This window comes from Jeotgalibacillus sp. S-D1, from assembly GCF_004358665.1.
Lineage (GTDB): Bacteria > Bacillota > Bacilli > Bacillales > Jeotgalibacillaceae > Jeotgalibacillus.
Genome location: NZ_SMZR01000007.1, coordinates 1 through 24,376, shown reverse-complemented (window position 1 = coordinate 24,376; position 24,376 = coordinate 1). Strand labels below are relative to the sequence as shown.

Sequence of the window (24,376 nt, the reverse complement as noted above, 5' to 3'; positions counted from 1 at the left end):
CCTCGAGCAGCTAGCGCCTGAAGCCGGATAGCCCTAAGTGCTGAGACGGGCGTTTAGATCCGACAAGCATAAGACAGCATGCAATTTTGCATAATTTTTAAGCATTTCAGCACAGTCTGCATGCAGCTCATGCACCCATAAATCCTTATCAAACACTCACTCCTAGTGGGTGTTTTTTCTATGTATGAAGCAACCCTTTTGGAACAGCATAATAAGAAGAAGGGAGGAGTGTGCCGAATGAAAAAAAGCTTTATTTGTACTATCGCTGCTTTGTTATTGTTTTTAACCGCTGCGCCATCGACCACTTTAAGCGAAAGCTTAAGCTGGGGCTTTAAACGGGGCCAAAATGGTGAACAGGCAGAAGCCGGTATTCAGTATGATACGCTATTAAAGAAATATGATTCAGTTTATAAAGGATCTTCAAAAGAAAAAGTCATTTATTTTACTTTTGATAATGGATTTGAAAATGGATACACCGATAAGATTTTAGATATCCTGAAAGAAGAAAAAGTTCCTGCCACATTCTTTTTGACAGGACATTATCTGACAAGTGCAGAACCGCTTGTGAAACGGATGGTAAAGGACGGACACAAAATCGGAAATCATTCATGGGGACATCCGAACTTTTCCAGACTAACGCAGGATCAAATGAAAGAAGAGTGGCGCAAGCTTAAAGATAAGACAGAAGAAATTACGGGTCAAAAAGAAATGCCTTACCTAAGACCGCCGGAAGGTGTTTTTAATGAAGAAAGTCTACGTGTTGCAAAAGGAGAAGGGTATAGTCATGTTTTTTGGTCTGTAGCTTGGGTTGATTGGTATGCGGATAAACCAAAAGGCGGAGATTATGCCTATAGTGAAATTATGAAGCAGGTTCATCCAGGTGCAGTTGTTCTCCTGCACACAGTATCTCCTGATAACGCGGAAGCTCTTCAGCGGGTAATTCAGGACCTGAAAAAGCAAGGTTATAAATTTAAGGATTTGGACCATTTGATGAAAAATCAATCTTAATTTGCATGCAGACGGGCTTTTTGCCCGTCTGCATTTTTTTGTAATCGCCAGGAAAAATGATCAATTTGGCATGGTCATGTTATAATTCAGTTAAAATAAAACAAGGTGGGAAATAGTATGTGGCAGGAACAGATTATGGTTGAAGGACCGTATGCATTCGATCGTGTGCTTCAGCGGCTTTCCATCGATCCTTTGAATTATATAGATCATGACAATGCTGTCGTTAAGCTTCCTTTCGAAGGTACGATCAGGCAGGCCATTACAATACAGGGCATTGGAACAACGGAAAACCCCGTCTTTATCATTACTGGCGAAACCCCAGCGGATAAAGAACATGTTCTCGAATACACCAGGGAAATATTTCACTGGAACAGTTCATTAACCTCAATTGATGAACATTTTTCAGCCACCGATCTATCCAGTATTTTCAATATACATAGAGGAACACCTCTAGTGCGGGAGCCGTCCGTTTACAGCTGTTTGCTTAAAAGCATTATTCACCAGCAGCTGAATATGGCGTTTGCAAGTGTATTAACTCAGCGTTTTGTTACTGCTTATGGTGAACAAGTGGATGATGTATGGTTTTATCCCGCGCCTCAGGTTGTAGCAGCGATACCTGCTGAAGAGCTGAGAGAGCTGCAGTTTAGTCAGCGAAAAGCAGAATATGTTATTGGGGTTGGACAAAAAATAGTGAGCGGGGAGTTAGATCTAACCCGGTTCCCATCCATGAGCGATGAAGAAATTATCGAAGTGCTGGTTAAATTAAGAGGAGTAGGCCCATGGACTGCACAAAATGTGCTATTATTTGGACTTGGCCGAATGGATATTTTCCCATTCGCAGACATTGGGATTCAAAATGCACTAAAAAAGCAATTTAATATGGAGCGAAAGCCCACCATTTTAGAGATGGAAGAATGGACCAAGGCCTGGAAGCCTTATTTAAGTTATGCCTCTCTTTATTTATGGAGGAGCATTGAGACAGGGAAGTGACACAAATGAATATTGCAGATAAATCGAAAGTAAATATAGATCAGGAATTCCCATTAACCATTAAACGCCTTGGCATTAACGGGGAAGGGGTAGGCTATTATAAAAAGCAGGTTGTTTTTGTTCCCGGCGCACTGCCTGAAGAAGAAGTCGTCGTTAAGGTAACGAAAATTCATCCCAAATACGCCCAGGCTGCCATTAAAACGATTCGTAAACAGTCGCCATACCGGGTAACTGCCCCATGCCCTGTTTATGAAGCATGCGGAGGCTGCCAGCTGCAGCATTTGGAGTACAGTCAGCAGCTTGTCCACAAGCGGGATATTTTGATCCAGGCGTTGGAAAGACATACGAAGCTGCCGGTTCACCAGCTTGATATCCGACAAACAATTGGAATGGATGATCCATGGTTTTACCGGAATAAAAGCCAGTTCCAGTTAGGAAAAAAAGGTGAAAAAGTCATTGCGGGCCTTTACGGAATGGATTCTCACCAGCTTGTAGACATCAAGGAATGCATCGTTCAGCGTAAAGAAACAAATAAAGCAACACAGGTTGTGAGAAAACAAATCGATAAGCTGGGCATTCCTGTTTACAACGAACGGACTAAAAAGGGTTCTGTGCGAACAATTGTCTCCAGAGTAGGTGTTGAAACCGGTGAAGTTCAAATTGTCATCGTGACAGCTACAGAAGAACTGCCGCAAAAAGAAAAGTTAATCAGGCAGCTTGAAAATAAAATGCCAGAAATAAAATCAATCATGCAAAATATCAATCCAACCACCACCTCGGTGATCTTTGGAAATAAAACCGTTTTACTTTCAGGGCAAAAAACGATTGAGGATAAACTGGAACAATATACGTATCATTTATCCGCAAGAGCTTTTTTCCAGCTGAATCCAGTTCAAACAAAAAAGCTTTATGATGAGATCAAAAAAGCTGCAGAGCTTACAGGTAAAGAAAAAATTGTTGATGCCTATTGCGGCTCAGGAACAATCGGCCTCTGGCTTTCTCAGGGAGCAGGCGAAATCAGGGGTATGGATGTCATTAAAGAATCGATCCAGGATGCAAGAATGAATGCCAAGCAGCATGGTCTTAAAAATTATAATTATGAAGTCGGCACAGCAGAAGAGTGGATGTTGAAATGGAAGAATGAAGGCTTCAGACCAGATGTGGTCGTTGTGGATCCGCCCCGAACAGGCTGTGACGCATCACTTCTGAAAACAATCCTGACAGTTAAACCAAAACGTTTCATTTACGCATCATGTAACCCGTCTACACTTGCAAAAGATATTATGGAGCTGTCTGGTCAGTATAAAATTGAGTATATCCAGCCATTGGACATGTTTCCGCAGACGAGTCATGTGGAATGTGTGGCACAGCTAATCCTTAAAGAGGATTAATTAAGGTTAAAAAATGATAAGTTATATTAGGTACACCATCCTTGTTAACCTCAATTCGGTCAAAGATGGTGAAGCATTTCTTCAGAAAAATCTGACTCATTAACAAATCGATTTAATGAAGCTTTGATAAACTGTATTTCATCGGCAATATGATTAATTTGGAGTGAAGCGATAAGCTGTGTTTGTATTTTGTTTCTCAGTTTCTACCTCTTATTCTTAAAAACCACATAGCAATTAGAAAGCCAAGGGCCAGTCCCATCTCCCAAACAAGGAGGTGTGGGTTGGCCCTTTTTATAACTATCTGATCTCCTCCGACTTGTGGGATAAATGCAACGGGGCTGCCTTTACAATCTGCAAAATGTATAGGAATAAAGGAATCCCCAAGAGTGAACGGCTCCATTTTTTATAAACATGTTAAATAAGCCGATTCCAAAATCAAAATGATAATAAAAAAAGACAATCTGTGATTTAATGAATGTACATTCCAATTTATAAGCCGTTGATTGGAACTGAAGGTGTGAGACCCCCGATCCGCGGAAAGCGAACACCTTCGTGCTGCAATCGACATTCAAGTTTAATAAATCCAATAAAAAGACGAATAGTACCAGAGGAGGATCACTCAATGAGCATTCAAACGGAACAGGATGTGCTGGACATCATTAAGCATCAAAAAGAGTTTTTCCATAGCGGAATAACGAAGAATATAGATTTTCGTATCAAGCAGCTTAAGAAATTGCAATCAGTCATTAAAGAAAACGAAGAGGACATTTTAAATGCTTTAAAAAGTGATTTAGGTAAAAATCCATTTGAAGCCTATGTCTCAGAGATTGGCATCACTTTGAAAAGTATCCAAACGATGATACAAAATGTAAAACAATGGGCGAAGACGGAGAAAGTAAAAACGCCGCTTTTCCAAATGCCTTCTAAAAGCTTTATTATGAAGGAGCCTTATGGCAGTGTGCTGATTATCGGACCGTTCAATTATCCTTTTCAGCTGGTGATTGAACCGCTGATTGGGGCGATGGCTGCCGGGAATTGTGTGGTGATTAAGCCGTCTGAAAGCACGCCGGAGGTTACGAAGGTGATCTCGAAGATGCTTTCGGCAAACTTTGATCCTGCTTATATTAAGGTGGTGGAAGGGGAGAAGGAAGAAACATCGCGGTTAATCAACGCTCCATTTGATTATTTATTTTTCACCGGAAGTGTGCCTGTCGGAAAAATCGTGATGGAAGCTGCCTCGAAAAACCTGGTTCCCCATACGCTTGAGCTTGGCGGAAAGAGCCCGACGATCGTAGATGAGACAGCGGATCTGAAAAAAGCTGCACAGCGGATTCTTTGGGGCAAGCTGATCAATGCCGGACAGACCTGTATAGCACCTGATTATCTGGTGGTGCATCATTCCGTCAAAGACAAGCTCATTGAACAGCTGAAGGATACAATACGCTCCTTTTACGGAGATGAGATTCAGTCCAATGATCAGTTTGGGCGAATAGTAAATGAACGGCACTTTGACCGTTTGGCGCAAATTCTTGAAAAGGACAAAGAGCATATTATTGTTGGTGGTGAACATGACCGCAACGAAAAATTTATCCCCCCAACCCTTTTAGACGGGGTGACGTGGTCAAATGAGGCGATGCAGGATGAGATCTTTGGCCCAATTCTGCCAATTTTAACCTACGACAATCTGGATGATGCCATCGCCATGATCAATTCACATCCTAAACCGTTGGCTTTATATATTTTCACTGAGAATAAAACCAATGAAGCAAAGGTGCTTGAACGCATTTCATTTGGCGGCGGCTGTGTGAATGATACGCTCAGCCATGTGGCCAATGATCAGCTGCCATTTGGTGGTGTAGGTCATTCAGGAGTCAATGCTTATCACGGAAAACACAGCTTTGAGCTGTTTTCTCACCGAAAAAGCATGATGAAAAAGAGCACGCGCGTTGAACTTAAACTGGCATTTCCGCCGTATAAGACAAGCCTTGATACAATTAAAAAAGTATTAAAATAAATGTGAAATAAAATCGAAAGGGCCTGCTGATGATCCAGCAAGGCCCTTTTGTTAGGAGTAGATATTTTTTAATGCTTCATGCAATGTCGGGTAATGGTAGTCAAATCCCTTTTCTTCCAGAACTTTAGGCAGTACTTTCTGACCTTCCAAAACAAGGGCGCTTTTATCACCGAGTGCCGCTTTTAAAGCAAAGCTTGGAGCGGGAATCCAGTGGGGGCGGTGCAGGACTTTTGCCAATGTTTCCCCAAATTCTTTCATTCGCATCGGATTGGGAGCGGTCACATTATAGGGTCCTTCCATCTGTTCATTTTCAATTGCATATAATACAGCCCGGGCAGCATCCTCATAATGGACCCAGGACAGCCACTGCTTGCCGGTTCCAACCGTGCCGCCGGCCATAAGTTTATACGGAAGTGCCATACTTGGCAGGGCGCCCGATTCCTTGCCTAAAATAATGCCGAACCTGGCGCATGCCACCCTGACACCTTCATCCTGAGCAAGCATTGCTTTCTTTTCCCAGTCAACAACCGTTTTAGAAAGAAAGCCATTGCCGCTTTCCATCGATTGTTCGGTATAAATTTTTGTCTCAGAAGGCGGGTAGTAACCCACCGCACTTGCATTGACTAGAACAGAGGGAGTGGAATCGAGCGTACGGATAATGCGCAGGATTTCATCTGTGGCTTCCATTCTGCTTTCATAAATCCGCTTTTTCTGATCATCATTCCATCTGCCGTTATTAATGGATTCTCCTGCTAAATTTACAACTGCATCAATGGAAGGGAGAGTTTCCTCCGGGGCAGAGGAATCCTTTAGCCATTCCACGTAGTGAACATGCGGCTTGCTTTTATATTTATCTGGGTTTCGTGTAAGTATATACACATCATGCTGCTGCTCGGTTAATAAATTGGTGATGGCTTGACCGGCAAAACCAGTTCCTCCGCTTAAAAGGACTTTCATGTGACATCCCTCCTATTTGTTATAGATACTATTTCCTCTTTTAAAGTGATAAAACCTTTATTGAATGTGTTAAAGTGAAGAAAGAGGTGATAAATGTGCCAATCATAACGAAAATTACTCAGCAGAAAAAAAATACTGAACGCTATAATATCTTTTTAGATGGGAAATACGCTTTTAGCGTGGACGAAGAAGTACTGGCACGTTACCAGCTGGGGAAAAATAAAGAACTAACTGATTTTGATATAGGTGAAATCGAGTATGAGGACGAGATACGAAAGGGTTTTAACAAGGCACTTGTCTACTTAAGTTATCGTATGCGCTCAGAGCATGAAATTGTCCTTTATTTAAGAGAAAATGATATGGGTGAAGCTTCCATAGAAGAAACGATGCATAAGCTGAGAAAATACGGCTATGTAAACGACGAGGAATTTGCTGTTGCGTTTATGAATACACAGCTTCGAACATCTGATAAAGGCCCGCGTCATATTTCAAATGCATTAAAAGAAAAGGGAATAGCGCCGTCCATTATTGCGGATACACTTGGACAAATTCCTGCGGAAGAATGGCTTGAACGAGCGGAACAAGTAATGGAAAAAGTTATTAAAAAAAATAACAAACAATCAAAGCTCCAAATAAAGAAAAAGGGGCAGGACACGCTTTCGCGAAAAGGATATGAAGGGGCAACAACCAGCGCTGTTATTGCCGATATTACGATTGAAAGAGACGATGAGGAGCAATGGCGGGCTATATACTCACAGGCAAAAAAAGCCCATACGAAATATGCCAAAAAGTATGAAGGCTATGAATATGAACAGCGCATTAAGCAGGCATTATTCCGAAAGGGATTTAATATGGAGGAAATTGACCGGGCTATTGAGCATTTAAAAGAAGAGGCTGAGACATAACTCCAAAAGTTATGTGAATTAAGCCTATTTTAATTGCAAACATGAGATGAACGGAGCGGAAGGTGGCGACTCTTGCAGGATTTGACTTCGCTTGAGACCCCGTAAGGCGAAGCCTTAGGAGGCTCAAGCGAAGGTTCCTGCGGAAGCGTCTGCCTAAAGCGCAGTGAACCGGTTAAAAGAGATTGAGACATATTTTTCCCGTTGCATTATTTCCTGGATTCAATCACAATCTCATCTTCACTGTCCATCCTGCTGATGATGATTTCTGCAACTTCACTTGGTGTTCGAAACGCTGCAGCGTTCTCTACATGAGAAGAAGATTCCCAAAAAGGCGTGTTCATTCCACCCATATAGGCGCGAATCACCCGGATTCCATGGGGCTCAACTTCTTTTGCTATACTTTCCGAAAAACCGCGGAAGGCAAACTTACTTGCCACATAACCTGATTCGTTGACCTTTCCGCGGAGTGCGGCGGTTGATAGGATATTGATAAACTTACCTTTGGACTCTTTCATATAGGGCAGGAAGGTTTTTGTTATGAGCATCGGACCATAAACATTTGTCTGAAACATTTGATTCCATTCTTCAATATTGTTCGTTTCAAGTGAACCAAAATGCCCCACACCTGCATTATTTACCACGATATCAACTGGCAGCAAGCTTAAATTCAACAGCTGTTTTTCCAAGCTGGTCACTTGATCCTGCTGTGAAATATCACAGGTGAGCGGAGTAGCGCTGCCGCTGAGATTAATTTCCTCTGCCAGTTCCATTAATTCGGCATCGCGGCGTCCAACTAACACAACATGATGCGTTTTACTGAGCAAACGGGCGAGCTCTTTGCCAAGACCAGTACCTGCTCCGGTGATTAGTGCGATAGGGAGTTTCATTTTATCCCGCCTTTAATTAAAGTAAATAGCTGCAATCTATTGTTCAGTGAAACCATCAAAATGTCAACTGACAAAAGCATTGAGTGTTATTATGGTTGAAAAATTTAAACGTTAATTCGTTTGTTTTCACTCAAGCTTTCCGTATACTAATTACATAGTGAGGTGTTAAAACGTGTCTGCAGAAAAAAGGTACAGCACAATGTCAGAACATGAGCTTCAACAGGAAATTGCGGCGTTAAAGGAAAAAGCCCGTAAAGCAGAACAGCTTGGAATCTTAAATGAATTTGCCGTATTGGAACGCAAGGCGATTATGGCGCAGAGCTATTTATTGGATCCAAAGCAGTTTAAGGCAGGAGAAGTTTATGCGATACATAATGATCCTGGAAGTTATTTTAAAATTGATTATCTAAATGGCGTTTTCGCATGGGGTTATCGATTAAAAGGGGAAAAGCAGCTTGAAGCGCTGCCTATATCAATGCTTGAGCTTTCGGGTAAAGGAGGAGAGTAGCAATGAGTGAAGAAAAACTAGGGCTGGTAACACTTTTATTAGAAAAAAGTCCGGCTTTAACACGGTCAAAGGCTCAAACACTTGTTGAATTATTATGGGAAGATTTTGAGGCCACTTATGCGAAAGCGGGTCATGATTATCAGGGCAGAGAAGTGACAGAAAGGGTCGTTCGGCAGTGGATTCAGAACTATGGCGAACGGCTTCATGAAGTGGCGGCTATGAATCCAAAGTATGCTGCATTATTAAGCAGCGATGAGGATACAAGACATTAAAAAAGCTGAAGACCTGCTTGAGGGTCTTCAGCTTTTTAGTTTATTCATTGGGAAGAACATCGAGCTTTTTCTTAAGTTTTTCTTCACTGAATATCCAGCCGGTATAGGAGCTTTGGATGTTCAGGTCATGATCCATCTGTACAACGGCTACAAATGGATAGTGGTCGTTACTGCGGTATCTGAGATCAATAAAACGCACTTCATATTGATCGTCGCTTTCTGTCAGCTCCCAGCGATAAAGCGGGGAAAAGGATAAGAAAGCTGAAATATTTTTATCCTGCTGTGCTTTTGCGAAAATACTATTATCTGGTACTGATTTCCGTTTGAATTTGTCATAGATCGTAATGGAACGACCGTATGCTCTTCCTACATAAAAATGATCCTTTGTCTGAGCTGCAATTCGCCATTGGTAAAAGCGCATCGTTGGTGCGATAATAACACTATCTGCTTTGGGAATCGTTTTTTTGATCGAATGCCTGACAGCAGCCTGGAGCATAAAGCGGATGATATAGTAGACGATAATGATCGAATACATAATCAAAAATGTAGGGACCGGATCTGCTCCAAATCCCCAGATCATTAAACCAATCACATGGATGCCAAAAATAATCGGGTCAAACGTATTAATGACCCCAAGCGCCACCCAGTGGGAGGAAAATGGCCTCAATGCCTGTGTTCCATAAGAATTAAAAATATCTACAAAAACATGCAGAAAGACTGCCAAAAACGTCCATAACCATAAATGTAAAATATTCGCTTCTGGATAAAATGGAAACAAAGCACCGGTTATTAAGATCGGCCACAACAAAACAGCTGGAATTGAATGGGTGGCGCCGCGATGATGACGAATATACACTGCATTGTTCCGCAGTTTTAAAACGGTATCTGCATCAGGAGCCTGAGAGCCGATCACAGCAGCAACTAATACACTTTGGGCTGTGACGGGATCATTTGCTACGACAGGATCAATCATTGCCAATCCGCCTAATGCAAATCCCATTACAATATGAGTACCTGTATCCAAAATGTATCCTCCTTCCGTAGCGATTTAAATCTTCTTCTTTAAAGAAGATTTGCTTATTAATAAGTATGGTCAGCCTGCTGATCAAATACAACCTAAAAGCGGTTGTTTCTGCAGTATAGGTTAACATAAAAATTAACGTTCTTATTTCTTATTCCCATTCTACATCATGTAGTAACATCCTGGAGGTACAAAGATGAATGAATATTTACAAGATGCGCTTGAAAAAATAGATGAGCAAACATTTCAAAAAAATTTAATAAACTGGTTTGAAAAAGAAATGCGCGATCTGCCCTGGCGTTTAAACAAAGATCCGTACCGAGTATGGGTTTCTGAAATTATGCTTCAGCAAACAAGAGTGGATACCGTAATTCCTTATTACCAGCGTTTTATGGAGCAGTTTCCTACAGTAGAGGCGCTGGCCAATGCACCAGAAGAAAAAGTGTTGAAGGCCTGGGAGGGATTGGGTTATTATTCACGAGCAAGAAACCTCCAGAGTGCTGTAAGGGAAGTGCATGAACAGTACGGAGGAATTGTACCGGATGATCCCAAGGAAATTGCTGGTCTGAAGGGAGTGGGCCCTTATACTGCTGGGGCTATACTTAGCATTGCCTATGGCATTCCACAGCCGGCAGTTGATGGAAATGTCATGCGGGTATTGTCCCGTGTTCTATCCATATGGGATGACATAGCAAAGCCTTCATCAAGAAAAATATTTGAAGAAGCTGTGCGCCATTTGATTTCAAAAGAGAATCCGTCTTATTTTAATCAGGCATTAATGGAGCTGGGGGCGCTGGTTTGTACGCCTACCTCACCTTCTTGTTTATTATGCCCAGTTCAAGAGCATTGCTTAGCATTTTCAGAAGGAATTCAGCGGGATCTTCCTGTAAAAACAAAAAAGAAATCGTCGCGTAATATTGACCTTCTAACTGTTATCGTCCAAAATCAAAAGGGTGAATGGCTGGTTAACCAGCGCCCTTCACAAGGCCTGCTTGCTTATTTGTGGGAATTTCCCAGTCTTGAGCAGCAGGAGGGTGTACCACAGGCACAACAAATTGAAGAATTTCTGCGAACAGACTTTGGTGTTGAAGCTATAGTAGAACCGGAGGCCTGGTTTAGGCAGGACCATATTTTTTCCCACCTTACCTGGAAAATGACTGTCTTTAAAGCAAATTCAGTGGATGGCGATGTCAACACTCAGGACCGGGCAATATGGATGAATCAAGATAAAATTGAGGAAGTAGCCTTGCCAGTTTCCCATCGTAAAATATGGAAACAATACCTACATAATGAAAGACAGGAGAGAGAAATATGACGAACAAAGTAGCATTAGTAACCGGCAGCAGCCGGGGAGTCGGTAAAGCTATCGCCCTTGCTCTGGCAGCAAAAGGATATGACATTGTTATAAATTACGCACGGAGCAAGCAGGCAGCGCTTGATACAGCAGCTGAGATTGAACAATTAGGACAAAAAGCAATGGTGGTTCGTGCGAATGTAGGAGATGTTGAAAAAATAAAAAAAATGTTTGAGGAAATTAAAGAACATTTTGGAAGGTTGGATATTTTTATTAACAATGCCGCATCGGGTGTTCTTCGACCGGCAATGGAACTGGAAGAGTCCCATTGGAATTGGACGATGAATATTAACAGCAAAGCCCTGCTTTTTTGTGCACAGGAAGCCACAAAGCTTATGCCTGAAGAGGGCGGAAAGATTGTAAGTATTTCCTCACTTGGATCAATCCGCTACCTGGATAATTACACAACAGTAGGTGTATCAAAAGCAGCACTAGAAGCCCTTACCCGCTATCTGGCTGTTGAATTATCACCAAAAAATATTGTGGTAAATGCGGTTTCCGGCGGAGCTGTCGATACCGATGCCCTTAAGCACTTCCCGAACCGTGAAGAACTGCTTGAAGACGCAAGAAGTAAGACCCCAGCAGGGAGAATGGTTGAAATTGATGACCTGGTAAAAACGGTATTATTCCTTGTGTCAGAGGATTCTTCCATGATTCGCGGACAAACAATTATTGTCGATGGCGGCCGGTCCCTGCTCGTATAAAAAAGTGTATAGAGTTACCTCCAACTGGTTACATTAACTATCGTGGAGGTGAGAATACAATGAAAAAACAAACAAACAAAACAGCTTCAGGTATGAACGTTGAAAAAGCAAAACAACAAAACGCTCAAGCTGGTGCAAACAATCAGAACTATGGTACTGAATTTGCATCTGAAACAAACGCTGCTGAAGTAAAACGCCAAAACCAACAAGCAGAAGCTAACAAGAAAAACGCTTCTCAAAACAACCAACAAAACCGCTAAGCATATTTAAAAGCCGTTCCTTATTGGAGCGGTTTTTAATTTAGTTGCATTTTAGGTTTTTGTCATATTCTTTGTAGTTTTTTGTTACTGCTAAAACTACAAGGAATGTGACAAATATAGTCAAAGGAAATTCCCCCTCCAAAGGTGAATGTTTAGTTGTCAGGAGGGAATAACGATGATTGGACTAAAAGACAAACTGTATGTGCAAATGGAAATTGCTGAGAAATTACTTTGGCTGTACGCTGAAATTGAAAAAAAGCAACAAATGCAGGAACTTCTTCAATCACTCAGTATTCATGAATCCGCTAATCATATGACTGCACAGCTGCAAGAATTACATATTCAGCTGGAATATGTTCAAGAGCAGTTTGACATCCGGATGAATGAAGTGATTAAAACATTCCAAGACAAAATAGGGTAATCAGTTTACATGAGCTGCCGGTGTGTCTCGGTGGCTCTTTTTCGTAAAAAAGGGTATAATGGTAAAATACACACATGAACGGATGCCTAGTGGATTTTTCAGGCAAATAATTTAGAGGTATAAAGGCAGGCGACGGACGATGACGCTACCAGTTGAAGGGCAAAGTATTCAAATACATAGCTACAAACATGACGGATTAATTCATCGAATCTGGCAGGAAACGACTGTTCTGAAAGGAACAAGAAATATTGTCATTGGTGGAAATGATCGAACCGTTGTAACGGAATCGGATGGAAGGACCTGGTTAACCCGGGAACCGGCCATCTGCTATTTTCATGCAGAACATTGGTTCAATATTATTTGCATGTTGAGAGAAGATGGTGTCTATTACTACTGCAATTTAAGCTCGCCATTTGTATATGATGAAGAAGCTTTAAAATACATTGATTATGACCTGGATATTAAAGTTTATCCAGACATGTCCTATACCCTGCTTGATGAGGATGAATATGAAGACCATCGCAACCAAATGGGTTATCCCAATGTTATTGACCACATTCTGCAGCGAAATGTAGACAAATTGATCCGCTGGATAAAACAGCGCAGAGGTCCATTTGCACCCGATTTTATAGACGTCTGGTACAGCCGTTACTTATTTCAAAAAAGATACCGGCAAAAAGAATAAATCTGATTACCCCTGTTGGTGTATGTACAACAGGTTTTTTCATGCTTATTGCGGATGTAAGGAGGGGTAGGGCGCAACCCGAGAGAGTGCGTTTTGATGAAGTTAATATTTTCTGGTTTGAAAAGGGCATCTAACTGGATTTGAGCTGGGGCTAAGTTAGTTCTGGCAAGTGTGAACGATAAAAGCAGAAAGATGATCGATAAAGTGTGAAAGGTGATCGATAAAAAGGTAAACTTGATCGATATAATCAGATTTCATGCCGGGATGATTGATATATTTTGAAACATGATCGATATATCGTAAATGATGTGAGATAAGTGCAAAGAAGTGATCGATAAAACAAATTTGTTGATTGATAAAAACACTTCTATGTTTACGTCATTGGCTTGTTTCCACTTGGCCACCGCGTCTTATGCTTGTCGGGGCTGGACGAGCGCCTGCCGCTTTTACGTTATCCAGCTGCAGCGGGCAGGGGCTCGAGGTCACAAGTCAAGCACGACCGGAAGGCAAAAGTCGGCCTTCCGTTCGCACTCGCCTTGTGCTTATCGCCCCTAAACGCCCGCTTCCGCTTTTACGTTATCCAGCTGCAGGCGCTAGCCCCTCGAGGTCATAAGTCACGCTGCCCCAGTGGACAAAGGGCGTCCACTTGGCCACCGCGTCTTATGCTTGTCGGGGCTGGACGAGCGCCTTCCGCTTTTACGTTATCCAGCTGCAACTGGCAGCTCCTCGGATCGTAAGTCACGCAGCCATTTAGGCAAAAAGCGCCTAATTGGCTGCGCGCCTTACGTCTGTCGGAGCTAAACGCCAGTTTCCGCTTTTATGTTATCCAGCTGCAGCGGGCAGGGGCTCGAGGTCACAAGTCAAGCGCTGACTGAAGGCAAAAGGCAGCCTTCTGTCAGCACTCGCCTTGTGCTAGTCGCCCCTAAACGTCCGCTTCCGCTTTTAAATAAGAAAGAGAGATGAGTTGTTTTGGATAGTATTAAGCGATATATGAAATTTGTGCATCCTTATAAGTGGCAAATTATATGGACACTTTTGATTGGGATTGTAAAGTTTGCGATTCCTTTGCTGATCCCTGTGCTCATCCAGTATGTAATAGATGACATTATAGGGGGATCCGGTGGAGATGGTGCCAAGCTGACCCAGCTGTTCTGGATCATTGGCATAGCGGTTGTTTTGTTTGTGATTGTCCGTCCGCCGGTAGAGTATTATCGTCAGTATTTTGCGCAATGGACTAGCAATAAAATATTATTTGACATCCGGGATCAGCTGTTTTCCCATATGCAGAAGCTCAGTTTTAAATATTATGCGAATAACAGGGCCGGGGAAGTGATTTCCCGTGTGATCAATGATGTGGAACAGACGAAGAATTTTGTGATGACAGGATTAATGAATTTATGGCTGGACGTCGCAACGATCCTCATAGCCATTACCATTATGCTTACGTACGATGTGAAATTAACGCTTGTTGCCATTATTGTTTTTCCTTTATATGCTTTTTCAGTTCAATATTTTTTTGGCAGGCTCAGAATGCTGACGAGAAATCGCTCGCAGGCGCTCGCTGAGGTTCAGGGATATCTGCATGAGCGGGTGCAGGGAATGAGTGTCATTAAAAGTTTTGCGATTGAAGATCATGAACAGAAACAATTTGATGGAAAAAACGGTAATTTTTTAGACAAAGCAATTGATCAGACAAAATGGAATGCAAAAGCTTTTGCTGTGGTGAATACCATAACGGATATCGCCCCTCTGATCGTGATTGGCTACGCAGGCTACAGAGTCATAGAAGGAAGTTTAACCCTTGGTGTCATGGTTGCATTTATCGCATATGTGGAAAGGCTTTATAATCCGCTCAGAAGACTTGTGAACAGTTCCACTACACTCACGCAGTCAATTGCGTCAATGGACCGTGTGTTTGAGTTAATTGATGAAAAATATGATGTAGATGACAAGCCGGCAGCTAAAGAGGTTACCGATGTCAGAGGAGATATTGTTTTTGATCATGTATCGTTTAGGTATGATGAAAAAGAAGACGATGTACTGGATGATGTCCATCTTCATGTGAAGCAGGGGGAAACGATCGCTTTTGTTGGAATGAGCGGAGGCGGAAAATCGACAATCGTCAGTTTGATTCCGCGCTTCTATGATGTAACAAAAGGCAGAATTGTACTTGATGGAACGGACATAAGGGATTTTAAGGTTCGCAGCCTTCGGAATAAAATTGGAATGGTATTACAGGATAATATTTTATTTAGTGAATCGGTTATGATGAATATTAAAATGGGTGATCCTGAAGCGTCGGATGAAGCGGCTATTGAAGCCGCAAAAGCAGCCAATGCTCATGAATTTATTCTTGGATTGCCTGAGGGCTATCATACGAAAGTGGGAGAACGGGGAGTGAAGCTGTCTGGCGGCCAGAAGCAGCGGGTGGCGATTGCCAGGGTATTTTTGAAAAACCCGCCGATCCTGATAATGGATGAGGCAACTTCAGCACTTGATCTTGAAAGCGAGCATCTGATTCAAGAATCAATTGAGCTTTTGGCTAAAGAACGGACAACCTTTATTGTTGCCCACAGACTTTCAACTATCACACATGCAGACCGGATCATCGTTATCGATCACGGTAAAATAGCGGAAAGCGGGTCCCATCAGCAGCTTATGAAACAAAAAGGACTGTATTACAATTTGTTCCAGGTACAGCAGTTGGATGATTAGAAAAAACACAGGGCTTAGAGGAAGCAATCACCTCTAAGCCCATTTTTCTTTTAAGGATTTAAATTTAAAATCATTTTGAGATCACTTTAAACATTCCTGTCATAGAAGGGGAGAAATCCTTAAAATCATATTTTTCATAAAAATCTCCTTTTCCTTCAGAAGCAAATAAACCGATGAACGCCTTATCCGGGGCATTTTCTTCAAGATACATCAGTAAAGCGCTCATAATTTTTTTGCCAATCCCTTTTCCTTGATAATCAGGGTGAACGACTATGTCCTGTATATAGAAATAAATAGCATGATCCCCCACAATTCTTCCCATACCCATAATGGTGTTATGATCCTTTACAACAACGGAATAGACAGAATTTCGGATAGAAGTCTCTGCAGCATCAAAATTCATAAATTCTTTCCAACCAACACTTGAGCATAAATAGATGTATTCTTCTAATGTTGGGGATGTGTTTGTTAAAATTTTATAAGTCATATTTCACCTCATACAATAGAATGATAAACGTATTCACTAATTATTAACGCTAAAAGTTAAAAAAGTAACATTATAAAAAAACGCACTGAATTTACTTTGTGAAATTCAGTGCGTTTTTCTTTGTTTTTGTGAAGGAATTGATTAATCAAGATCGCGTTCAGGAAGTGAAACATCATTATCATCCTGGTGGCATTGAATGCTTGCAATCAGCGTATCCAGATGAACCAGATGTTCTTCGTATTCAAGCATGGAAGAGAGTACATGGAGCAAATGATAGCTGTTATTTTCTTCTTCGTCGCGTGCTTTATTTACTTCCACCATAAATATATCCGTTACTTCTTTATGGTTCATGCATGTATGATTAATTTGGTCATGTTCATTGGTGGATTTGATTTTCCCAACAAATCGCAATAGCAGCTGCTCATGGTAGCTCATCAGGCAATCAAGCTGTTCCTGAATAATCAGCTGAAGTGATTCCGGCACCTGATTTAGCTCGTTTTCAAAGCGGTGCAGCCGTTTCAGAATTTCAAAGCTTCTTCTTACTGTTGAAATCATTTGACGGTAGACGACAAGCTTTCGCGTTTTTGAAACGGAATTTCGCTTGAAATAGCCGCGTTCTTCTTTATACATTAAATATGTCTGGTCAATTTTTATCAGACGTTCTTTGAATTTTTCAATATCTTTTTTTAACAGCTGATGTTCTGTGGCGCGGCGTGTACTTAATCGAATCCATTTAACCATATCATCTGTTGTCGTAGAGATTTTATAAAACAGCTTTGTCTCGTATTTAGGCGGCAGGAAAATAAGGTTTACGACAAATGACGATAAAACACCCAGCATAATCGTTGCAAACCGCAGCAGGGCAAACGTAACAAACGCTTCGTTTTGTACTTCCATTATGGCGATTAACGTAACGAGGGCTAAACCAATCGTTGATTCAATCCTAAGCTTTAAGATAATCGTAATCGTGATTACTGCTGCAAATCCAATAACAACCACATGATTCCCAAATACTAAAACGAACAAAACGGCTACAATGGCACCAATTAAATTGGCCTGGATATGTTCTAAAATAGAAACGAATGACCGGTAAATGGTCGGCTGTACAACAAACGCTGCAGCGATCCCGGCAAATATAGGGGATGGAAGCTGCAGTAACTCAGCTAAATATAAGGCCAGGACAATTGCAATTCCCGTCTTTAACACTCGGGCTCCGAGCTTCATGGATAAAATAAATCCTTTCTTGACGTTATAATTTCACGTTATTCATTGCCGCAGTGAATTTTGATTTCAGCTGGACAATAGTAGTAATATACCTCGGTTCAGGGTCTACTGCAAGAGAAAAGAAGGAGAATTTGTGTCTATAAAAGGCGAATGTAAAAGTTCAGAAAAATGAATTTTTTATCAAAGGCGACTAGAGCAGAGAATAAAACGCATTCATAAAAAAGTACAAACCCAATTAAGGGTTCGTACCGATAAACTTATAGTTGTTTAAAAGCTTGATCTACCGCTTCAAGTGTTTTATGAATATCTTCTTCTGTATGAGCGGTAGTTAAAAACCAGGCTTCATATTTTGATGGAGCAAGGTTAATTCCCTGTGCAAGCATCAGTTTAAAGAAACGCGCAAAGACTTCTCCATCTGTAGCTTCTGCCTGGTCGTAGTTGTAGATTTTCTGGTCAGTAAAATAAATGGTCAGAGCGCCTTTTAAACGATTAATTGTAATCGTCACATCATGCTTTTGAGCCGATTCAAGAATGCCTTTTTCTAAAATAGCGCCTAAACGGTCGAGTTCTTCATAAACGCCCTGTTCTTTTAATACTTCCAAACAAGCAATACCGGCTTGAATGGAAGCAGGGTTTCCAGCCATTGTACCGGCTTGATAGGCAGGGCCGAGTGGAGCGATTTTTTCCATAATATCTACTCGTCCACCGTACGCGCCAATTGGAAGACCGCCTCCAATAATTTTACCCATTGCAGTTAAATCGGGCTTCACATTCAACAAATCCTGGGCACCGCCATACATAAAACGGAACGCAGTAATAACTTCATCATAAATCACTAATGCCCCTGCTTCATGTGAAAGCTTATTTACTTCCTCCAGAAAACCGGGAAGCGGCTCAACGATTCCAAAGTTGCCTACAATCGGTTCGACAAGTACCCCTGCAATTTCATCGCCCCATTTTTCTAAAGCTTCTTTAAAGGGTTCGATTTCATTAAATGGGACTGTAATGACTTCACTCGCGATGTTTTTTGTTACACCGGCTGAATCCGGTGTTCCAAGAGTAGCAGGTCCCGAACCGGCAGCAACGAGCACAAGATCTGAATGCCCATGGTAGCAGCCGGCAAATTTAATGATTTTATCCCGGCCGGTATAAGCACGTGCCACACGAATGGTTGTCATGACAGCCTCAGTTCCTGAGTTTGTAAAACGAACTTTTTCCATTGCCGGCATAGCCTCTTTCAGCATCTTCGCAAATGTTACTTCATGTTTTGTTGGGGTGCCATATAAAATACCTGTTTCAGCTGCGTGCTGAATGGCTTTTGTGATATGTGGATGAGCATGTCCGGTAATAATAGGGCCGTAGGCAGCCAGGTAGTCAATATACTGATTTCCGTCTACATCCCAAAAGTAAGCACCTTTTCCTCGCTCCATGGCAACAGGTGATCCGCCGCCCACTGCTTTAAATGAGCGGGAAGGGCTGTTAACTCCTCCTACTATATGTTCCAGGGCTTCTTCATGAAGCCGCTCAGAATTTGAATAATTCATTATGTCTCCTCCCAGTCATTGCGTCATAGGTATTGTAATATGATGAACTTGATTGCGCAAATGAGGAGGATTCTGATGGGATGGCTCATTTTAGCTTGTGTAGTAATAATGACTGGCTATGCGATTAAGCGGCTTCTGACCACATCCTGGGATGGCCAGGTATTTTCTTTAAGGAATTTTCTGCTGCTGACCGTTACATATGCTGTACTGCTTACCGGCTTTGCCACAATATATACAGTGATGACGCTGGAAGGGATCACTGTTATGATGCAGCGACATCCAATTACATCCTTTTGGTCATTATTTGAAACGGCTATTTATTTTAGCGGAATGATGCTATTTTCTGTTGGCAATGGTGAAATTATTCCAGTTGGGTGGGGCAGAGCAATTTCCCTGGTGGCTAGTTATTTGGGACATGCGCTGCCCGTAACAGTCGTTTGGACATTAATTTTTAACAGATCACCCAAAAACGATAACCGTTAATCATTGAAATTAAAATTTTCATTATGTAGTCTTAGATGTAAGAAAGCAATGGAGGGGGAGTTGCAATGAAGATTGAAGTAGGAGAGAAGGCACCTGATTTTACGCTGGAAACACAATCAGGTGAAACAGTTTCGTTAAGCGATTATGTCGGAAAAAAGAATGTGGTTTTATATTTTTATCCTAAGGATATGACACCTGGATGTACCACACAAGCGTGTGATTTTCGTGATCATCATGCATCATTTGAAGGTGTGGATGCTGTAATTCTTGGGGTTAGCCCGGATCCAAAAGAAAAGCATAAACGATTTATTGACAAGCATGATCTGCCTTTTGAACTATTGGTCGACCAGGAGCATGAAGCTGCTGAGAAGTACGGTGTATGGAAACTGAAAAAGACATTTGGTAAGGAATATATGGGAATTGAACGCTCCACCTTCGCCATTGATAAAGAAGGACGTCTGGCAAAAGAATGGCGGGGAGTTCGTGTGAAAGGTCATGTGGAGGATACACTGAAGTTCGTTCAAAACGAATTAAATCATTAAATGAAATACGCGCAGAAATTTTGTGCGTATTTTATTTTTGTAATCATGTGAATATTGTTTGTATTTCGGATTTTGCCATAGGTCTTTTTTTCTACGCGTTATATCTTTATAATGGCACTACCTGTTTATCGCAGAGTTGTTAGAAAATTTAATATTATAAGAGTCTAGGAGGATTTTATGGAGAAAATAAAAAAGCGAGGGTTTTTTACCAAAGGGCTCGATGGAATCGAACGCGTTGGTAATAAGCTTCCTCATCCGGTTACCCTGTTTTTTATTTTTGCAGCCTTAGTTGTGCTGGTTTCGGCTTTAGGGTCGGCGCTTGGCTGGTCTGTTGAAGATAGCGAAGGGGAAACAATTAATGTATTTAATCTTCTGAGTTCAGATGGAATTTTATACATGTTTGAAACGGCAGTAACCAACTTCACTGGTTTTGCACCTCTTGGAACTGTATTAGTCACGATGCTTGGTATCGGAATTGCTGAACGCTCAGGACTTATATCAGCTGCACTTAAAGCACTGGTAACTTCTGTGCCAAAGCAGCTGCTGACTGCAGCGCTGGTTTTTGGCGGAATCATGTCTTCTATGGCTGCAGATGCCGGTTATGTTGTACTTACTCCGCTTGGAGCCGTTTTATTCGCAGGGCTTGGGCGCCACCCTTTGGCTGGTCTTGCCGCAGCTTTCGCTGGTGTATCGGCCGGTTTCAGTGCAAACCTGCTCGTTACTTCTCTTGATCCCTTATTAGGAGAATTAACCATCGCCGCAGCTGCCGCTTTTGATCCAGGGTATGCTGACGGCATGAATATTCTGATGAACTACTACTTTATGATTGCATCAGTTTTCCTTCTGACGATCGCTGGTACGTTTGTCACTGAGAAAATTGTCGAGCCTCGTTTAGGATCCTACAAAGGAAATGTAGATGCGGCTGAAACGGAAGATATGAAAAATGTATCTTCTATTGAGAAAAAAGGACTTTGGATGGCCCTTCTTTCAATTATTATTACCAGCAGTTTAATAGCACTTTTAGTAGTTCCGAGCTGGGGACCGCTGCGGGCAGGACTTCCAAATGACGAGATTCTGGCAGCTCCGTTCTTCCAAACGCTGGTGCCGATCCTGTTTATCTTTTTCTTAATCCCTGGTTTTGTATACGGATTAGTTACTAAATCGATACGCAGTGATAAAGACATTGCAAATCAAATGTCTGACACGATGGCTACAATGGGCATGTACATTGTTCTTGCTTTTGTTGCAGGACAGTTCATTGCCTACTTTAATACAAGTAATCTCGGACAAATTTTCGCATACAATGCAGCAGACTGGCTGAGTGAAGCAGGTCTGGAAGGGATTTTACTCGTTCTTGGATTTATGTTTGTTGTAGGGGTAATTAATTTATTCATTGGAAGCTCATCTGCTAAGTGGGCTTTTATGGCACCGGTTTTTGTGCCAATTATGATGCAGCTTGGATATGCACCTGAATTTACACAGGTCTTATATCGAATTGCAGATTCAACAACGAATATTATCTCTCCATTAATGCCTTATTTTGCGATAGTAATTGCATTTGCTCAAAAATACGATAAGAATGTAGGAATCGGTACGTTAATTTCCACAATGATTCCTTACACAATTGTTTTTTCAATCGTCTGGACTCTTATGCTCCTAGTCTTTATGTACACGGGAATTGATCTGGGTCCCGGATCAAATGTGTTCTACTCCAGATAATTTACTATTGAACTCCTGCTCTGTTTTATGGGCAGGGGTTTTTACTATTTTTAGGATGATCATTTGGTGAACCGTTTGACAAATCCTATTATAGGCGAGTACACTATTTATAAAGATTATAAAGAAAGACTTTTTATAGAAAGAGGTGCATGGCGGTGTCAGAAATGCAGCTGCGCGAGGCATTAGATTCACTAAAAGGTACTGGGGTGCGTATTACTCCTCAACGTCATGCGATTCTGGAATATCTGGTAGGGTCCATGTCACACCCGACTGCTGATGATATTTACAAGGCACTTGAAGGGAAATTCCCTAATATGAGTGTGGCCACAGTATATAACAACCTTCGTGTTTTTAGAGAAGTTGGTCTTGTGAAAGAATTAACCTATGGAGATTCTTCAAGTCGCTTTGATTTTGTGACAACGGATCACTACCATGCTATATGCCAGGAATGCGGAAAAATTGTGGATTTTCATTATCCTGGTTTAGATGAAGTAGAGCATTTAGCTTCGCATGTTACCGGATTTAAAGTAAATAACCACCGAATGGAAGTATACGGCACCTGTCAGGATTGTTCCGTAAAAAAAGAAGCCCACTGATGTGAGCTTCTTTTTTTATTTGTTTACAGGTTCATTGTCACTTTTGTTTTTCTTCTTATTATAGTCCTCGCTGAATTCCCTGCCTTCTAGGTCAGGATCCAGTGTTAAAGGTTCACGGCAGTGCATGCACATATCCACCCGGCCGAGGATTTTCGTCGGCTTTTCACAATTTGGGCAATTTACTATGACCGCCTTCGTAGACAGCATGCCGATCCAAAAATATACGACCATACTGAACATTAAAGCAATCATCCCAAGTGAGATGAAAATTAACATGACGATTGGATTTTCACGGAAGAAAATACCCGCATACATAATGACAAACCCGACAAATATAAGAGCAAGCGCGAATGAACGGATTTTATTAATTTTATTTGAATATGCTTTAGCCATTATTGTCCCCCCTGAGCTTTTACTATATCATAGAACCTTGTGAACGATAGATCAATTTAGTGACGGATTATTTACGAAAGATAAAGCAGGAAAATGACTGTCCTTGTCGAATAACTACATAAAGCATTTTATAGCGAAGGAGTTACTATTATGGAAGACATTCTGCGTCCCATTTATCAGGAGAGAGCAAGCCAGCCGAATACGCTCGGAATTTTAATTGTTCAAAAGAAAGATAGACAGAGTACACTGACCGATACGTTTGACACAATACTACTTATAGTTGTTAAAGAAGCTGAGGCACCTGTTTTTATGAAGCATTATACATACGAAGACAGTAAGGCCGCGATGCATATTATTACAGAGGATCAAATCAAAGAATGGCTTTTACTCGGAAGCAACCGGAAAATTACAGAATGGCTGTTAACGGGAAGAATCGTATTTGATCGAAATGAATATATCGAAAATATGCGAACGGAGCTTCGGGATTTTCCTTTCTATGGAAGGAAAATTAAAATGGGCGTCGAATTCGCCAAATTAATTCGGCGTTACATGGACGGCAAGGCTTTTTTTGAATCCCGCCACTTTCTTGATGCCTATAATCATGTCGTTCATTCCTTGCACCATTTGGCAAGGCTTGCCGTCATTGAAAATGGATTTCATCCTGAAGTGACAGTATGGAATCAGGTGAAGCAGATTGAACCGGAAATTTTCAAACTGTATGAAGAACTGGTTAACAGTGAAGAGACCCTGGAAAAAAGACTTGAATTGTTATTTCTGGCAAGTGAGTTTCTAATTCACTCCCGCATTCAAGTTGGTTCCAGCCATTTAATTGAAATCTTAAGTGAAAAGAGTGAATGGAATTTTCAAGAGCTGCTTGCTCATGAAGAACTTTCATACTATACGGTAGATCTGACCGTTATGATCGAATTTTTAATCGAGAAAAACCTGATTTCAACTATATCAGTAGAAACAAAAGGAAAAGGAATCTACCATAGATATTATTCTGTAAAAAAAGATTTTAAAAACCCTTGATCTTTAGTTGAACTCTTGTTATGATATTAAACGTCGCTGCTGAGCGATTTAATCGAATGAAAGCAGCGACAAAATATATGTTGACATAACATTTAATATTATGTTAATATAAGAAAGTCGCCCGAGCAGCACAGGCGCAAACGAAACACCTTGAACCTTGAAAACTAAACAACCAAAAACGTCAACGTTAATACAAGTTTTAAATGAAACAAATGAGCTTTATCAAACACTTTACGGAGAGTTTGATCCTGGCTCAGGACGAAC

Annotated in this window: 25 protein-coding genes; 18 read left to right on the top strand and 7 right to left on the bottom strand. The window is 41.3% G+C overall.

Annotated elements, in window-relative coordinates; all coding sequences use genetic code 11:
* Window positions 1-237 precede the first annotated feature (237 nt).
* The 4 genes from pdaA (at window position 238) to E2R51_RS16855 (ending at window position 5,403) form a co-directional block, all read left to right on the top strand.
* Window positions 238-1,008 (top strand): delta-lactam-biosynthetic de-N-acetylase, encoded by a 771-nt coding sequence (pdaA, locus tag E2R51_RS16870; RefSeq protein ID WP_133378271.1) that lies wholly within the window; start codon window positions 238-240, stop codon window positions 1,006-1,008.
* Between the two features lie 117 nt (window positions 1,009-1,125).
* Window positions 1,126-1,998 (top strand): DNA-3-methyladenine glycosylase family protein, encoded by an 873-nt coding sequence (locus tag E2R51_RS16865; protein WP_133378270.1) that lies wholly within the window; start codon window positions 1,126-1,128, stop codon window positions 1,996-1,998.
* 5 nt (window positions 1,999-2,003) lie between these two features.
* Complete coding sequence (gene rlmD, locus E2R51_RS16860) at window positions 2,004-3,389, top strand: 23S rRNA (uracil(1939)-C(5))-methyltransferase RlmD (RefSeq protein WP_133378269.1); 1,386 nt, start codon at window positions 2,004-2,006, stop codon at window positions 3,387-3,389.
* Window positions 3,390-4,011: 622 nt separating this feature from the next.
* A complete protein-coding gene (locus E2R51_RS16855; RefSeq protein WP_133378268.1) occupies window positions 4,012-5,403 on the top strand; it encodes an aldehyde dehydrogenase in 1,392 nt (463 codons plus the stop codon).
* Between the two features lie 51 nt (window positions 5,404-5,454).
* Here E2R51_RS16855 and E2R51_RS16850 read toward each other — a convergent pair whose 3' ends face one another.
* Window positions 5,455-6,360 carry a TIGR01777 family oxidoreductase gene (locus E2R51_RS16850; RefSeq protein ID WP_133378267.1) on the bottom strand — a complete coding sequence of 302 codons (906 nt, stop codon included), beginning with the start codon at window positions 6,358-6,360 and terminating at the stop codon, window positions 5,455-5,457.
* Window positions 6,361-6,455: 95 nt separating this feature from the next.
* Here E2R51_RS16850 and recX point away from each other — a divergent pair, with 95 nt between their 5' ends.
* The gene (gene recX, locus E2R51_RS16845; protein ID WP_165967255.1) at window positions 6,456-7,265 is read left to right on the top strand and encodes a recombination regulator RecX; all 810 of its coding nucleotides are present in this window, start codon (window positions 6,456-6,458) and stop codon (window positions 7,263-7,265) included.
* A gap of 206 nt (window positions 7,266-7,471) precedes the next feature.
* Here the strand turns inward: recX and E2R51_RS16840 are convergent, their stop codons facing one another.
* Window positions 7,472-8,152 (bottom strand): SDR family NAD(P)-dependent oxidoreductase, encoded by a 681-nt coding sequence (locus tag E2R51_RS16840; RefSeq protein WP_133378265.1) that lies wholly within the window; start codon window positions 8,150-8,152, stop codon window positions 7,472-7,474.
* A gap of 172 nt (window positions 8,153-8,324) precedes the next feature.
* Here E2R51_RS16840 and E2R51_RS16835 point away from each other — a divergent pair, with 172 nt between their 5' ends.
* Window positions 8,325-8,660, top strand: a complete 336-nt coding sequence (locus E2R51_RS16835) for a YfhH family protein (RefSeq protein ID WP_255509758.1) — start codon at window positions 8,325-8,327, stop codon at window positions 8,658-8,660.
* 2 nt (window positions 8,661-8,662) lie between these two features.
* The gene (locus E2R51_RS16830; RefSeq protein WP_133378264.1) at window positions 8,663-8,932 is read left to right on the top strand and encodes a YfhJ family protein; all 270 of its coding nucleotides are present in this window, start codon (window positions 8,663-8,665) and stop codon (window positions 8,930-8,932) included.
* Window positions 8,933-8,972: 40 nt separating this feature from the next.
* Here the strand turns inward: E2R51_RS16830 and E2R51_RS16825 are convergent, their stop codons facing one another.
* Entirely contained in the window at window positions 8,973-9,956 is a 984-nt protein-coding gene (locus E2R51_RS16825) for a metal-dependent hydrolase (protein WP_133378263.1), read from the bottom strand.
* 193 nt (window positions 9,957-10,149) lie between these two features.
* Here E2R51_RS16825 and mutY point away from each other — a divergent pair, with 193 nt between their 5' ends.
* From mutY to E2R51_RS16795, 6 genes are all read left to right on the top strand, one after another.
* On the top strand, window positions 10,150-11,268 hold the full coding sequence (gene mutY / locus E2R51_RS16820; RefSeq protein WP_133378262.1) for an A/G-specific adenine glycosylase: 1,119 nt from the start codon (window positions 10,150-10,152) through the stop codon (window positions 11,266-11,268).
* Window positions 11,265-12,011 (top strand): enoyl-[acyl-carrier-protein] reductase FabL, encoded by a 747-nt coding sequence (gene fabL, locus E2R51_RS16815; RefSeq protein WP_133378261.1) that lies wholly within the window; start codon window positions 11,265-11,267, stop codon window positions 12,009-12,011. Before mutY ends, fabL begins: the two co-directional genes overlap by 4 nt.
* Before the next feature lie 59 nt (window positions 12,012-12,070).
* Complete coding sequence (locus E2R51_RS16810) at window positions 12,071-12,271, top strand: gamma-type small acid-soluble spore protein (RefSeq protein WP_133378260.1); 201 nt, start codon at window positions 12,071-12,073, stop codon at window positions 12,269-12,271.
* A gap of 175 nt (window positions 12,272-12,446) precedes the next feature.
* Complete coding sequence (locus E2R51_RS16805; RefSeq protein ID WP_165967254.1) at window positions 12,447-12,692, top strand: hypothetical protein; 246 nt, start codon at window positions 12,447-12,449, stop codon at window positions 12,690-12,692.
* A gap of 139 nt (window positions 12,693-12,831) precedes the next feature.
* On the top strand, window positions 12,832-13,377 hold the full coding sequence (gene ntdP / locus E2R51_RS16800; RefSeq protein WP_133378258.1) for a nucleoside tri-diphosphate phosphatase: 546 nt from the start codon (window positions 12,832-12,834) through the stop codon (window positions 13,375-13,377).
* Window positions 13,378-14,346: 969 nt separating this feature from the next.
* On the top strand, window positions 14,347-16,092 hold the full coding sequence (locus tag E2R51_RS16795; RefSeq protein ID WP_133378257.1) for an ABC transporter ATP-binding protein: 1,746 nt from the start codon (window positions 14,347-14,349) through the stop codon (window positions 16,090-16,092).
* Window positions 16,093-16,162: 70 nt separating this feature from the next.
* Here the strand turns inward: E2R51_RS16795 and E2R51_RS16790 are convergent, their stop codons facing one another.
* The 3 genes from E2R51_RS16790 to E2R51_RS16780 form a co-directional block, all read right to left on the bottom strand.
* Complete coding sequence (locus tag E2R51_RS16790) at window positions 16,163-16,579, bottom strand: GNAT family N-acetyltransferase (protein ID WP_133378256.1); 417 nt, start codon at window positions 16,577-16,579, stop codon at window positions 16,163-16,165.
* Between the two features lie 141 nt (window positions 16,580-16,720).
* Window positions 16,721-17,803, bottom strand: coding sequence for an FUSC family protein (locus tag E2R51_RS16785; RefSeq protein ID WP_133378255.1), 1,083 nt, complete (start codon window positions 17,801-17,803; stop codon window positions 16,721-16,723).
* A gap of 257 nt (window positions 17,804-18,060) precedes the next feature.
* The gene (locus E2R51_RS16780; protein ID WP_133378254.1) at window positions 18,061-19,347 is read right to left on the bottom strand and encodes a glutamate-1-semialdehyde 2,1-aminomutase; all 1,287 of its coding nucleotides are present in this window, start codon (window positions 19,345-19,347) and stop codon (window positions 18,061-18,063) included.
* A 75-nt stretch (window positions 19,348-19,422) separates the two neighbouring features.
* Here E2R51_RS16780 and E2R51_RS16775 point away from each other — a divergent pair, with 75 nt between their 5' ends.
* The 4 genes from E2R51_RS16775 (at window position 19,423) to perR (ending at window position 22,687) form a co-directional block, all read left to right on the top strand.
* Window positions 19,423-19,830, top strand: a complete 408-nt coding sequence (locus E2R51_RS16775) for an ion channel (protein WP_165967253.1) — start codon at window positions 19,423-19,425, stop codon at window positions 19,828-19,830.
* A gap of 65 nt (window positions 19,831-19,895) precedes the next feature.
* Window positions 19,896-20,372 (top strand): thioredoxin-dependent thiol peroxidase, encoded by a 477-nt coding sequence (gene bcp / locus E2R51_RS16770; RefSeq protein ID WP_133378252.1) that lies wholly within the window; start codon window positions 19,896-19,898, stop codon window positions 20,370-20,372.
* A gap of 177 nt (window positions 20,373-20,549) precedes the next feature.
* Window positions 20,550-22,091, top strand: a complete 1,542-nt coding sequence (locus E2R51_RS16765; protein ID WP_133378251.1) for an AbgT family transporter — start codon at window positions 20,550-20,552, stop codon at window positions 22,089-22,091.
* 164 nt (window positions 22,092-22,255) lie between these two features.
* Window positions 22,256-22,687: a peroxide-responsive transcriptional repressor PerR gene (perR, locus tag E2R51_RS16760; RefSeq protein WP_483299960.1), complete on the top strand. Its 432-nt coding sequence runs from the start codon at window positions 22,256-22,258 to the stop codon at window positions 22,685-22,687.
* Between the two features lie 15 nt (window positions 22,688-22,702).
* Here the strand turns inward: perR and E2R51_RS16755 are convergent, their stop codons facing one another.
* Window positions 22,703-23,080, bottom strand: coding sequence for a YgzB family protein (locus E2R51_RS16755; RefSeq protein ID WP_133378249.1), 378 nt, complete (start codon window positions 23,078-23,080; stop codon window positions 22,703-22,705).
* Between the two features lie 150 nt (window positions 23,081-23,230).
* Between E2R51_RS16755 and E2R51_RS16750 the strand changes: the two genes are divergently transcribed.
* On the top strand, window positions 23,231-24,112 hold the full coding sequence (locus E2R51_RS16750; RefSeq protein ID WP_133378248.1) for a nucleotidyltransferase-like protein: 882 nt from the start codon (window positions 23,231-23,233) through the stop codon (window positions 24,110-24,112).
* Window positions 24,113-24,376: the final 264 nt, after the last annotated feature.

Coding starts and splice junctions, on each gene's coding strand:
- pdaA (WP_133378271.1), top strand. CDS start 238: ATGAAAAAAAGCTTTATTTGTACTATCGCTGCTTTGTTATTGTTTTTA.
- E2R51_RS16865 (WP_133378270.1), top strand. CDS start 1,126: ATGTGGCAGGAACAGATTATGGTTGAAGGACCGTATGCATTCGATCGT.
- rlmD (WP_133378269.1), top strand. CDS start 2,004: ATGAATATTGCAGATAAATCGAAAGTAAATATAGATCAGGAATTCCCA.
- E2R51_RS16855 (WP_133378268.1), top strand. CDS start 4,012: ATGAGCATTCAAACGGAACAGGATGTGCTGGACATCATTAAGCATCAA.
- E2R51_RS16850 (WP_133378267.1), bottom strand. CDS start 6,360: ATGAAAGTCCTTTTAAGCGGAGGAACTGGTTTTGCCGGTCAAGCCATC.
- E2R51_RS16840 (WP_133378265.1), bottom strand. CDS start 8,152: ATGAAACTCCCTATCGCACTAATCACCGGAGCAGGTACTGGTCTTGGC.
- E2R51_RS16830 (WP_133378264.1), top strand. CDS start 8,663: ATGAGTGAAGAAAAACTAGGGCTGGTAACACTTTTATTAGAAAAAAGT.
- mutY (WP_133378262.1), top strand. CDS start 10,150: ATGAATGAATATTTACAAGATGCGCTTGAAAAAATAGATGAGCAAACA.
- fabL (WP_133378261.1), top strand. CDS start 11,265: ATGACGAACAAAGTAGCATTAGTAACCGGCAGCAGCCGGGGAGTCGGT.
- E2R51_RS16810 (WP_133378260.1), top strand. CDS start 12,071: ATGAAAAAACAAACAAACAAAACAGCTTCAGGTATGAACGTTGAAAAA.
- E2R51_RS16805 (WP_165967254.1), top strand. CDS start 12,447: ATGATTGGACTAAAAGACAAACTGTATGTGCAAATGGAAATTGCTGAG.
- ntdP (WP_133378258.1), top strand. CDS start 12,832: ATGACGCTACCAGTTGAAGGGCAAAGTATTCAAATACATAGCTACAAA.
- E2R51_RS16790 (WP_133378256.1), bottom strand. CDS start 16,579: ATGACTTATAAAATTTTAACAAACACATCCCCAACATTAGAAGAATAC.
- E2R51_RS16785 (WP_133378255.1), bottom strand. CDS start 17,803: ATGAAGCTCGGAGCCCGAGTGTTAAAGACGGGAATTGCAATTGTCCTG.
- E2R51_RS16780 (WP_133378254.1), bottom strand. CDS start 19,347: ATGAATTATTCAAATTCTGAGCGGCTTCATGAAGAAGCCCTGGAACAT.
- E2R51_RS16775 (WP_165967253.1), top strand. CDS start 19,423: ATGGGATGGCTCATTTTAGCTTGTGTAGTAATAATGACTGGCTATGCG.
- bcp (WP_133378252.1), top strand. CDS start 19,896: ATGAAGATTGAAGTAGGAGAGAAGGCACCTGATTTTACGCTGGAAACA.
- E2R51_RS16765 (WP_133378251.1), top strand. CDS start 20,550: ATGGAGAAAATAAAAAAGCGAGGGTTTTTTACCAAAGGGCTCGATGGA.
- perR (WP_483299960.1), top strand. CDS start 22,256: ATGCAGCTGCGCGAGGCATTAGATTCACTAAAAGGTACTGGGGTGCGT.
- E2R51_RS16755 (WP_133378249.1), bottom strand. CDS start 23,080: ATGGCTAAAGCATATTCAAATAAAATTAATAAAATCCGTTCATTCGCG.
- E2R51_RS16750 (WP_133378248.1), top strand. CDS start 23,231: ATGGAAGACATTCTGCGTCCCATTTATCAGGAGAGAGCAAGCCAGCCG.